11 protein-coding genes are annotated in these 11,681 nt (G+C 55.0%); 8 read left to right on the top strand and 3 right to left on the bottom strand.

All coding sequences use genetic code 11. From position 1 onward, the window contains the following. Positions 1 to 294: 294 nt before the first annotated feature. Positions 295 to 732 carry a GFA family protein gene (locus ACXAIA_RS16450; protein WP_475350279.1) on the bottom strand — a complete coding sequence of 146 codons (438 nt, stop codon included), beginning with the start codon at positions 730 to 732 and terminating at the stop codon, positions 295 to 297. Between the two features lie 119 nt (positions 733 to 851). Between ACXAIA_RS16450 and ACXAIA_RS16445 the strand changes: the two genes are divergently transcribed. The 3 genes from ACXAIA_RS16445 (at position 852) to ACXAIA_RS16435 (ending at position 4,497) form a co-directional block, all read left to right on the top strand. Then, positions 852 to 1,595 (top strand): sulfite exporter TauE/SafE family protein, encoded by a 744-nt coding sequence (locus tag ACXAIA_RS16445; protein WP_475350278.1) that lies wholly within the window; start codon positions 852 to 854, stop codon positions 1,593 to 1,595. A gap of 399 nt (positions 1,596 to 1,994) precedes the next feature. Next, on the top strand, positions 1,995 to 3,809 hold the full coding sequence (locus ACXAIA_RS16440; RefSeq protein ID WP_475350277.1) for an autotransporter outer membrane beta-barrel domain-containing protein: 1,815 nt from the start codon (positions 1,995 to 1,997) through the stop codon (positions 3,807 to 3,809). A 115-nt stretch (positions 3,810 to 3,924) separates the two neighbouring features. Beyond that, entirely contained in the window at positions 3,925 to 4,497 is a 573-nt protein-coding gene (locus ACXAIA_RS16435; protein WP_475350276.1) for an IMPACT family protein, read from the top strand. 20 nt (positions 4,498 to 4,517) lie between these two features. Here ACXAIA_RS16435 and gntR read toward each other — a convergent pair whose 3' ends face one another. After that, positions 4,518 to 5,543 carry an HTH-type transcriptional regulator GntR gene (gntR, locus tag ACXAIA_RS16430; RefSeq protein WP_475350275.1) on the bottom strand — a complete coding sequence of 342 codons (1,026 nt, stop codon included), beginning with the start codon at positions 5,541 to 5,543 and terminating at the stop codon, positions 4,518 to 4,520. Positions 5,544 to 5,716: 173 nt separating this feature from the next. Here gntR and ACXAIA_RS16425 point away from each other — a divergent pair, with 173 nt between their 5' ends. From ACXAIA_RS16425 to ACXAIA_RS16410, 4 genes are all read left to right on the top strand, one after another. Next, complete coding sequence (locus tag ACXAIA_RS16425) at positions 5,717 to 6,307, top strand: gluconokinase (RefSeq protein WP_475350274.1); 591 nt, start codon at positions 5,717 to 5,719, stop codon at positions 6,305 to 6,307. A gap of 20 nt (positions 6,308 to 6,327) precedes the next feature. Further along, the gene (locus ACXAIA_RS16420) at positions 6,328 to 7,356 is read left to right on the top strand and encodes a TRAP transporter substrate-binding protein (RefSeq protein ID WP_475350273.1); all 1,029 of its coding nucleotides are present in this window, start codon (positions 6,328 to 6,330) and stop codon (positions 7,354 to 7,356) included. Between the two features lie 208 nt (positions 7,357 to 7,564). Then, positions 7,565 to 8,146 carry a TRAP transporter small permease subunit gene (locus ACXAIA_RS16415; RefSeq protein ID WP_475350272.1) on the top strand — a complete coding sequence of 194 codons (582 nt, stop codon included), beginning with the start codon at positions 7,565 to 7,567 and terminating at the stop codon, positions 8,144 to 8,146. A gap of 60 nt (positions 8,147 to 8,206) precedes the next feature. Beyond that, on the top strand, positions 8,207 to 9,517 hold the full coding sequence (locus tag ACXAIA_RS16410) for a TRAP transporter large permease (RefSeq protein WP_475350271.1): 1,311 nt from the start codon (positions 8,207 to 8,209) through the stop codon (positions 9,515 to 9,517). A 67-nt stretch (positions 9,518 to 9,584) separates the two neighbouring features. Here the strand turns inward: ACXAIA_RS16410 and gor are convergent, their stop codons facing one another. Continuing rightward, the gene (gene gor, locus ACXAIA_RS16405; RefSeq protein ID WP_475350270.1) at positions 9,585 to 10,946 is read right to left on the bottom strand and encodes a glutathione-disulfide reductase; all 1,362 of its coding nucleotides are present in this window, start codon (positions 10,944 to 10,946) and stop codon (positions 9,585 to 9,587) included. 240 nt (positions 10,947 to 11,186) lie between these two features. Here gor and ACXAIA_RS16400 point away from each other — a divergent pair, with 240 nt between their 5' ends. Continuing rightward, on the top strand, positions 11,187 to 11,606 hold the full coding sequence (locus ACXAIA_RS16400) for a DUF4870 family protein (protein ID WP_475344891.1): 420 nt from the start codon (positions 11,187 to 11,189) through the stop codon (positions 11,604 to 11,606). Positions 11,607 to 11,681: the final 75 nt, after the last annotated feature.

Here is an 11,681-nt window from a genome sequence, read left to right as displayed (position 1 = left end):
ATCCGGCATGTTCATCATCATGCCGCCATTATATCACATATCCGGGTATCTGGCGGAATCCCGCCCGCTTGACCGGTCATTTAACCGGGCCAGACTTGATACGGGTTTTGCCATCGCATTTCCACCCCTTGTCGACATGCGCAGGTGATTTTTCCGCAATTTTTTACCAAACCGTCAAAATTCGGCGCAAAATTCCACCCATAACCACACCATTATGGAAGTATGGGGTTCAATCACCATATGGTCATGCCAGACAATGGCATGCGAATCCGGATATCAACGTCACGGATGACTTCAGGATTCCGGTTCTTCCGCAAACACAACCGCATCCTTGGGGATCATCACCCCCTCAAGCTTGCGTTTGACCCAAATGTGCATCGCACCGCTCAGATCCGGCGGCACGTCCAGCGATCCGCCTTTTACACTGACAGGATCGCCCCCGGCCAAATCCCCATGGAACAATCGCGTACCGCAGTCCGGGCAAAAATGACACGGCATCGCTCCGCCACCCCGCGTCGCACACGACCATGTTTTGGGCTTCCCGGTGATGATGCGGATATCGCTCGGCGCAGTGATGGCTGAAATGCCAAAGGCGGATGCCGATTGCATCTGACATTCCCGGCAATGGCAGATATAGACCTGCGATGGCGGCTGGGTCAGTTCATAGCGGACAGCCCCGCACTGACATCCCCCTGACAGGGGTAACGTTTGATTTTGGCTCGTGCGGCTCATATCCCCTCCGGCAGATCGCGGTTCCTGACCACTTCCAGCTGCGCATAACGTCAAGTGCTTGCGCCCCCAAGACTTTAGGCCCACACTGCCGCCTCCGTCGACCTTAACATGGACGCTCCATGACCCTTGAAACGATTGCCATCATTGCCTGCGCCTATTTCGTCGCGGCCTTCGTCAAAGGGGCAACGGGTCTTGGGTTTTCGACATCTGCCTTGCCGATCCTTGCACTTGGATTGGGCCTTAAGGCAGGGATGCCGCTCGTGATCATCCCGTCACTGGTCAGCAATTCGATCATCATGGCCCAGGCCGGCCATTTTCGCGAAACCGTCAGCCGGTTCTGGCCGATGTTTCTTGCCACCATTCCCGGCATCCTGATCGGGCTTGCCGTGCTGGAACTGGTCGACAGCATTCTCGCTGGTGCAGCGCTTGGCCTGGTCCTGATGAATTACGGCGCGATCACACTGTTTCGTCATGGCAAGCCGCTGTCTGACAGGCTTGCCAAAGTCCTCGCCCCCGTTTCGGGCTTTGCCACGGGCCTGATCAACGGCATCACCGGATCACAGGTCATGCCGGTCCTGCCCTTCCTGCTTTCCTTGCGCCTTGACCCCAAACGCTTCCTGACGGCCATCAATATCTCGTTCAGCCTTTCAAGCATTGTGATGGCACTTGGTCTGGCGCGGCTTGGGATGTTCACGCTTGATACGCTCTGGATCTCGCTGGCCGGGCTGGTGCCGGTCTATCTTGGCACCAAACTGGGCACGCGGGTGCGCGATCGCATGGATGCGGAAACCTTCCGCAAGGTTGTTCTGATCATGCTGATCGTTTTTGGCGTCATTCTGGTCGGCAAACTGTTTACGGCGTAGCATCCCGAACTAAAGGCGCACATGTACGGCGCGAATATTCAATTACCAAAACGCGACAATTTCTGACAGAATCTGACAGTTTCTGACTTATAGATCAGCAACTTAATCGCAATAGTAGTACAATTCATTTCGCACTGACAAAAGTCACGCCGCCGCAATCGCACAAACACATCCAGTGTCTGGCCCAGCCCCTTTGCTGGACATGGGATTGTGCTTTAATGCGAGCATCCCTCATCTTTCTGACAACCCGCTACTCAAAATAGAAAACCCTAATTTTTAGCCAGCACCCCTTACATTACATGACCATAATTCACCTATTTGACACCCACACAAACCTCCCATAGTAACCTGATAACAAAGCATTTATTGCCTTTGGGGTCAAACTATGGGGAATTAAATATGCGCTATTCAGGTAGAATAGTTGGCGCACTGTCATTTGCTGCGCTGTCGCTGGGATCAATGCTGCTGCCGATGAATGCACAGGCCTACACGGTGCATTGGCTGGTTTCCTCAATTTTCCATGAGAACATCAACAACAAGACCCAGGAGAACATTGCCGGTGACACGATGGGCGTCTCCTGGAACATCGATAGTTCACAACCAGTTCCGGACGGCGGAAGCGTCACCTTTTCGGTGAGCGGCGGCGCAACATTTGCCGACAGTGTCTATTCGCTAGAAGATGTCGCAGGCGGTGCAGGTACAGGCAGCCAAGGACACACAACGCTTGAGACAAGCTCTCCCGCAGGGAAGTCTTCGATCACCTTCCGCATTAATGAGGTTGCGTCCTGTAGTGCGTCGTCACAGTGCCTTTCAGATTTGCAAGGTTTTGTCCTGTCAGGCGCAAGCAACAACGGGCAATCGATCAATTTCAATCTTCCGAACGTTCCGGGACGCAACATCAACTTCTCGGCCACGGTGCGTGACGCCAGCGACAATACGCTGGGCAGCTATAGCATCTTGATGTTTGAAAACACCCTGCCCCCGGTCGAAGAAGACACTGGCCCAACCGTGCAAGAAACCAAAACCGCCATCAAGGATGTGGTTTCAACCCATATCCGCAACATGACGTCGCAAAGCGTCAATCTTTCGGGCTTGATGACCGGACGCGGCTTTGGCACTAGTAATTTCAGCACCCTGTTTGGCGCAATCGAACCTGTACAGACCGCCCTGTCGGGCAGTGGCAAGGACTTCTCCCTGCCGGTCGCATTGCAGCTTTCGGAAGGCAAGGGCAGCTTTGCCGCAAGTCTTAATCAGGTGATGGCCTGGGACCCCAAGCTCGGCATTGATGAACTTAACCCGGCCAGCAAACCAACCAGCCAGGAAAGTAGCTTTGAAAGCCCGTTCAACATCTGGATGAAGGGCCGCTGGGAAGGCATTACCGATGAACGCGGCGGCACCGAAGGCGAAAGCAATTTTGGCCTGTTCATGGTGGGCGCGGATTATCGCTATGACAAAAGCACGCTTCTAGGCCTTTTGGTTCAGTATGACCTGTATGAACAGACGCTGAGCGGTCAGGACAGCAAAGGCAAGGGTCAGGGCTGGATGATCGGCCCTTATATTGTCACCAAACCTGCCGAAAAGCTGATCCTTGATGCCCGTGTGGCCTGGGGACAGGCCGATCACCGGATCAATCCGGAAAATGCCGGCTGGGAAGATTATCAGGGCGAACGTTGGCAGGTTGAATCGACCCTGACCGGCGAGCTTAAATATCAGGATTGGGACATCTTCCCGCAACTGGGTGTCAATTTCTTCCAGGAAGAGCAAAAGGCCTTCACGACCTCGAACGGAAACCGGATTGGCGCACAGGAAGTCTCGACCGGCAATCTGAGCTTTGGCCCGGAAATCTCGCGCCTGTGGTATCGCACCGATGATTATTCCATCACGCCGAGTTTCTCGCTCAAGGGGATCTGGGACTTTAAATCACCAGATATCGAACGCAATGATGGCACGGCGGTCAGCACCGAAACCCTGCGCGCACGTTCCGAAATCGGTGCCATGATGGTATTTACAGATGGTGGCTCGGTCTCGGCCAAGTACGGTTATGACGGTATCGGCGTCTCTGGCTATCAGGCTCATAGCGTTGAAGTCGTTGGCAATATGCCGGTGACGTTTGGTTTCCTGCCAGATGGCAGCCAGATGGCCAGCAGCTTTAGCCAGTCGGTCGACAGCGCAACCGATGCCGAGTTCCGGCTCAGCCTTGACGTGCCGCTTTAAGCTGCCGCGCAAATGACGATATCGGGGGCGGACGGGAAACTGTCCGCCCTTTTTGATTGCAGGCCCGAACCTTGTGACGCTGGCACTCCTGACTGCTTTCTGATAGCAAACCATCATGAAAACCATCGCCCGCCCTGCCTTTGCTGAAACCGAAGAAAAGAAATCGCGTTTTCTGGCCGAACTCGTTTTTCATGACGACCTCGCCAAGCGGATTGATGAGCTGCGCGCCCTTCATCCCAAGGCCAACCATCATGTGAACGCCTATCGCTATCTGAATGACGAAGACCAGCTGATCGAGCATGGCAAGGATGACGGCGAACCATCAGGCACGTCAGGTATTCCGTGTCTTAAGGTTCTTCAGGGGCGTGATCTGATAAATGTGGCCGTCATCGTGACGCGCTATTTTGGTGGCACAAAACTGGGTACTGGTGGGCTGGTCCGCGCCTATAGCGGGGCAGCCAATGCCGTCTGCGAGTTTGCTGAAATAATAGACTATATTCCGCAAGGCGAAGCGGAACTGTTTGCCGGATTTTCCGATGCCGGAACGCTCGAGCAAGCCTGTGCACAGGATGGCATCACCATTCTGGATCGTCAGTTTGATACCGATGGCACGCACATCAAGATCGCCGGGCCGCGCGCCGAACTGGTTGAACTGGCAGAACGGTTCCCGTTGCCGGACGCTGATTAAGAACAAGTCTGGATAAGTCTCTAACGCTTGCGCGATGTGCTTTCGCGCTGCTGCAATTCAAACCCCACATCAATGATCTTCTGTTCAGGCGTTTCGCCATCAAGCGCAGCCTGGATCATCGCCACCGCATGCTTACCAATTGCATAGCGGTCTGTACGGATTGAGGTCAGAGACGGATAGCTTGCTGCCATCATTTCAAGATCGTTAAAGCCGATAATTCCCATGTCACCCGGCACAGAAATGCCGGCTTTCTGACAACCAAACAGCGCACCAAGGGCCAGGTCATCGTTGTTACAGAACACGGCATCAAGATCCGGGCGACGTGTGCGTAATTGCCCGATCAGCTCAGCACCAAGTGTGACACTGGACGATGTGGTGGTTGTCATGATCAGGTCAGGGTCATATCGACCCCCTGATCGCATGGCTTCCTTGAAGCCTTCCATACGGCGGTGCGAACGCGGATCCATGCGCGCGCCCAAAAAACCGATGCGTTTATAGCCCTTTTGCACCAGATGAATGCCCGCCGCACGCCCGCCTTCGAAATGCGAAAAACCGACCATCATGTTGATCGGGTCATCACCGATTTCCATGATCTGCACCACCGGGCAGGGCGCGTTTTCAAGAAGCTCGCGCGTGACATCGGTCTGATCGGTACCGGCAATGATCATGGCGGACGGCCCCTGACCGAGGAAGGTGCGCACAAGGCGCTCTTCCTCTTTCGCGACATAGCGGGAGTTACCGAGTTGCACCTGATAGGCGCCCTGATCAAAGGCGTCATAAATCGCGCGGAGCGTATCGGCAAACACGTTGTTGGTCAGCGACGGCACGATCACGCCAATGATGTTGGAGCGAGTCGATGCCAGCGCACTGGCATGGGAATGCGGCACATAATTAAGCTTTTTCACCGCGTTATCGATCTTGCGGCGCAGGTGATCGGACACCTTTGAGGGATCACGCAAGGCACGTGAAACGGTAATGGTGCTGACCCCGGCCTTCTCGGCAACGTCAGAAATGGTTGGCCGCCCGGCCCCTTTGCGTTTCCTCATACCCTTACATTTATTACGTCTTTTCCGCATCGACAAGCACCTTGTGCCTTCTTTTGAAATAGGGTGTTGACGTGATGTTAGCGCTAACATTATGTTAGCGCTAACATCATAACACGACAGGGCTGTCCAAGAGTAAAACCAAGCCCTGAAAACCAGTGAGAACGAAGAACCTTATGAATCGGCAGACCAGATATGTTGTCGTCATGGGCGTGTGCGGATCGGGCAAAACCGAAACAGCACGCCGCCTTGCTGCGGCCACGGATAATGCGTGGCTGGATGCAGACGACCACCACCCCAAGGCCAATGTTGACCATATGAGCCGTGGCCTGCCGCTTAATGATGAAATGCGCTGGCCGTGGCTGGACGCCGTTTCAACCGCGGCCGAGCATATCGGCCAATCCACCGATCCGACGACCCCGCGCGGCAACCCGTTTCCCGGAACCGTTTTTATCGCCTGCTCTGCGCTCAAGCGTCGCTATCGCGATTATCTGCGCACGCGCCTGGGGGAGGTCAGCTTCGTTTTCCTCAATGGTCCCCGCGACCTGATATTCGAGCGCATGAACAGCCGTGCAGGTCATTTCATGCCCTCGCAACTTCTTGACAGTCAGCTTCACGATCTTGAACCGCCGGGCCCCGATGAAGACCCGCTGGCTGTCTCAATCGAAGGCCCGCTTGAAGACATCGTCCAAACCGCTGCTTCGGGTTTGAAGCAGCGTTACGCAGCATCAGATGCCAGATCGGCACCGGAAACTGACGTAAAATAATCAACCCAGGGAGAAAACAGATGAAAACGTCCTTGAAAACACTGGCTGGCGCAGCGCTTGCCATCACCATGACCACCGCCGCACCCTTTGCGGCAAATGCGCAGGATTACGACCTTAAATTCCAGTCGAGCGATCCGGCCGGCAACCCGAACTTCATCATTCAGCAGGAATGGGCAGAACGTGTTGGCACCCTGACCGGCGGCCGCATTTCGATCGAAATGCTGCCGGTTGGTTCGGTTGTCGAACATAACGAAACCCAGGATGCGATTGCCGCTGGCATTCTTGATGGTCACATCACCGATACCAGCTATTTCTCGGGCAAGGATCCGGCGTTCGGGCTGATCGCGAACCCGGTTGGCGCCTGGTCCGATCCGCAGGAAATGTTCCGTTTCATGGAATATGGCGGCGGCAAGGAGCTGATGAATTCATTGGTCGAGCCATATGGCCTGCACTTCATTGGTGCCACCACCCCGGGTCTTGAGGCCTTTGTTTCCGCGGTCCCGCTTGATGGTGTTGATGACCTTAAAGGTCTTAAAATGCGTGCGCCAGAAGGCATGGTGAACGAAGTGTTTGCTGCGGCCGGCGCAACCCCGGTCAACATTCCGGGCTCGGAAGTCTTTACATCCCTTGATAAAAAAGTGATCGAGGCTGCCGATTATACCGTCTTCTCGACCAACCAGGCACAAGGCCTGCACGACATCGCTAAACATCCAGTCTATCCGGGCTTCCATTCTATGCCGCTGGTCGAAGTTTCGATGAACAAGACCAAGTGGGACAGCATGCCGGCCGACCTTCAGGAAATCCTGACGGTTTCGGTCCGCGACCTTGCACAGGATGAAGTTTCCCAGCTGGTTGCCAAGGACATGAAGGCCGTTGCCGAGGCGCGTGCGAAGGGTGACATCACCATTCACAACTGGTCGCAGGAAGAACGCAACAAGTTCCGCGCTATTGCCACCGAACAGTGGGAAAAGGCTGCTGCGCGTTCCGAGAATGCCAAGAAGGTTTATGATACCCTGATGGAATATCTGACCGCGCAGGGCATGATCTAAGACCCCAAGCACCCGATCCGGGCAAGAACACCCTGATCCCTTGCCCGGATCACAGCAGTCCTAGGGTATGACGTTGTGCGAACTCGAATTTGTCTCCCCGATGCAGTCTGGCATCTCATCACGTTTTGAGACGATGTGATTGGAACGCGGCCTCCCCCGCTGCCAGATTGCAGGCTGCTTGTATTACGACCCCGAAGGATTATCTGTGATGACCCATCCCGCGGAACAGAACGCACCGACCCTGCCAGAACCGGAAACGACAACCGTCCCGGCAGTGTCGGGCCTTTTTGGCAAAATGGTCGAGAAAACCGGCACTGTGTTTGCCATCGGCTTTCTGGCCTCGATGAGTGTTCTGATCATTGAAATCGTCATGCGGCATGTCTTTGACAGACCGACACTCTGGGCCCATGAAACCACGACCTTCCTGTGCGGGATCGGTTTTGTGTTTGGTGGCCTTTTCTGTGCATCGCGTGACAAGCATATCCGCGTGGTCATCATTTATGACATTGCTGGCCCGAAACTGCGCCGCTTCCTTGATATTGCGATCTCGCTGATCTGTGCGGTGGCGTCAGGCTTCTTTGCCTGGGCAGCCTGGCTGATGGTGGGGCGGGCGGCCTTTGCACCGGATGGTTCAGTTCGCCTGGAAACCAGCGGATCGGCCTGGAACCCGCCATTTCCGTCGCTGCTTAAAATATTTTTGCTGATCGTGATGATCGCACTCACCGTGCAATTCATCATTCTTGCGATCAATTACATGCGCGGACTTGGCGGCAAAGACGCCACCGAGTAACGCAGCAATCCCGTCCATATTTGAAATTCGACATGCGAACATGCGCATTCAGGAACCGGCATGATGTTTGATTTACAGTCCCTTGGCATTGAATACGGCACGCTTGCCATGTTCGTCATGCTGCTTGGTTTTCTTATTACCGGGATGCCGCTGGCGTTTGTCACGCTGCTGATCGCACTGATTTTCACGCTGGGCTGGTTTGGCCCGATGGCCGTGCCGCTGATTACCAGCCGCGTCTATTCATTCGTTTCATCCTTTGTGTTTGTCTCGGTGCCGATGTTCGTCCTGATGGCGGCGATCCTCGACCGGTCCGGGATTGCGCGCGATCTGTTTGATGCCATGCGGCTCTTTGGCGGCAGACTTCGGGGCGGCGTCGCGGTTCAAACGATCTTTGTCGCGGTGATCCTGGCCGCGATGAGCGGCATTATCGGCGGCGAGATTGTCCTGCTTGGTTTGATCGCCCTGCCCCAGATGCTGCGTCAGGGGTATGACAAGAACCTGGCGATCGGGGTGGTCTGTGCCGGTGGGTCACTTGGCACCATGGTGCCGCCATCAATCGTTCTGATCATTTACGGCCTGACCGCCAATGTATCGATCGGCGATCTGTTTACCTCGGCCTTTTTGCCGGGCTTCATGCTGGCCGGTTTTTACGTAGCCTATATCCTGTTTCGCTCCTACACCGGTAACAATGTTGCCCCACCGCCCCAGACCGAAAAAATCCCGCACGCGGAAAAGATTCGCCTGCTCAAAGGCCTGTTTCTGCCGATTTTGGTCGTGTTCTGTGTTCTGGGATCGATCTATGGCGGGATTGCCTCGGTGACAGAGGCATCAGCCGTTGGCGTGGCCGGCGTGATTGCCTCCACGATCCTGCGCCGTGAATTTTCGCTATCCATGATCAAAGCCGCCGCCGTTCAGACGCTGTCGACATGTGGCATGATTGTCTGGATCGGTATCGGCGCATCCGCCCTTGTTGGTGTGTTTAACCTGATGGGCGGGATCAAGTTTGTTTCCGGGCTCATTACCGGCATTTCCGATGATCCAACCATCATCATCCTGTTCATGATGCTGATCCTGTTTGTGCTGGGCATGTTTCTTGATTGGGTCGGCATCGCCCTTCTGACGATGCCGATTTTTGTGCCAATCGTAAAAGAGCTCGGCTTCGATCCGGTCTGGTTCGGGGTGCTGTTTGCCATGAACATGCAGGTCAGCTTCCTGTCGCCACCCTTCGGACCCGCCGCGTTTTACCTTAAATCCGTGGCACCACCGGACATATCACTGGGCGATATTTTCAAGGCCCTCCTGCCGTTTATCTGCCTGCAGATTTTGGCGGTTGCCCTGCTGATCATCTTCCCGGGCATTACTGGGCGATAACCGAATCAAATAAAGAAGGGCGGCGCCAGATGGCGCCGCCCTTCTTCATGATTGCGTCCGCTAACGATCAATCGCTGACCGGGGAGCGCATGGTAACGAATTCCTCGGCACCTGACGGATGGACCGCAACGGTCTGGTCGAATTGGGCCTTGGTGGCACCCATGCGCACCGCGATGCCGATACCCTGAATGATTTCAGCGGCATCTGGGCCGACCATGTGGGCACCCAGCACCACGTCAGTGGTCTTATCGACGATCAGCTTCATCAGCGTTTTTTCATCACGGCCCGACAGGGTGTGGCGCATCGGTTTGAAGGTCGATTTGTAGATATCGATATCCTTGCCTTTGTCGCGCGCTTCTTCCTCGGTCAAGCCGACGGTACCGACCGGCGGCTGGCTAAAGACGGCGGTCGGGATTGCCTGATAGGCCATCGACCACGGCTTGCCGCCATAGACAGTATCAGCAAATGACATGCCTTCCTTGATCGCGACCGGGGTCAGTTGCACGTGATCGCGGACATCACCAACCGCATAGATGTTCGGAACGCTGGTCTGCAGACCGGCATTGGTCAGGATCGCACCCTTGTCGTTCAGTTCAACACCGGCCTGCTCAAGACCCAAACCATGGGTTTTCGGTTCACGGCCCGTGGCGAACATGATGGCATCGACTTCCTGATGACCACCACCGGTCAGCGTCAGGGTCAGCGAGCCGTCATCGTTTTTCGAAATCGCCGTGACATTGGTGTGCAGCCGCAGATCAATGCCCTTTTTGACGATTTCCTCAGCCAGATGGTTACGGATATCGTTATCAAAGCTGCGCAGGATCTGATCACCACGATAAAACTGGGTCACATTCGCGCCAAGACCGGCGAAGATACCGGCAAACTCAACCGCAATATAACCGCCGCCGACAACGGCAATCCTTTCGGGCAGGGTTTCCAGATGAAACGCCTGATTGGATGAAATCGCATGTTCGATGCCTGGGATGTGAGGCATGACCGGCGTGCCGCCCACTGAAATCAGGATGCGCTCGGCGGTCACCGTCTTGCCACCGACATCAAGGGTGTGGGCATCTTTGAGCACCGCGCGGCTTTCAAACAGTTCGACGTTTGAACCGGCCAGAAGCTTTTTATAAATGCCATTGAGACGCTCGATCTCGGCATCCTTGTTGGCAATCAGCGTCTTCCAGCTAAAGCTCGGCTCCTCGGGCAGGGTCCAGCCATAGGACGCGGCATCTTCGAAATCCTCGGCAAAATGCGCGCCGTAAACCAGCAGTTTTTTCGGCACGCAGCCCCGGATCACACAGGTACCACCGACCTGGCTTTCTTCGGCGATGGCGACCTTTGCGCCATATCCCGATGCCACGCGGGCTGCGCGCACGCCGCCCGAACCGGCACCGACAACAAACAAATCAAAATCATAGTCCGACATGCGGAAATTCCTGTTTTTGGTCAATTAACAACATGGCGCCAAATGTAGGGCGAATTTGCCAAGAGTCGAGGTAAAACCCGGCAAATCAGGCGTAAAAATTGTGTGATGGCAGACAATCGCACGCCCCAAACCGGCTTTGGCAACAAAGGCCGCAACTGGGGAATAGCATTTTTAAACTTTTAGGTTATATGATGAGCAAGACGCGATGGGGATTACGACAACTTTGATAGGATTTTATCCATGAACGACCATATCCACGGTCAGGATGCGTCTTTTGACACGGCACCGCGCTTTACCGACGAGCGCGGCGGGAATACGGCCCTTGTCTGTTACGGGCTTATGATCGCAACCCTGTTTACCGCCTTTGCCACCGGGCTGATCGCGCTGATCGTATCCTATGTCGCGCGCGAAGACGACAATCACTGGACCAACAGCCACTACACGTTTGTAATCCGCACATTCTGGATCAGCATCCTGTACGCGATCATTCTTGGCTTCTTCACCTTCGTGATTGGCTGGATCCCGCTTCTGGGCTGGGCGATTGTCGGCCTGATGGGGCTTTACACCACCGCGTGGTTTATCGGGCGTAATGTGATTGGCATGTTGCGTGCCCTGAATGGGCGTCCGATTGATAACCCGCAAAGCTGGTTCTTTGGCTGATTGCCAACAAATTCGGTGCAATCGGCGGCAAATGCCTTTGTCCGATTGCACCGGACTCCCCGGCCCGTTAAAGTT

The sequence above is a fragment of the Thalassospira sp. ABL2_045 genome, from assembly GCF_056161285.1.
The sequence above is the reverse complement of the archived record's forward strand: the minus strand, read 5'-3'. Positions and strand labels throughout refer to the sequence as shown.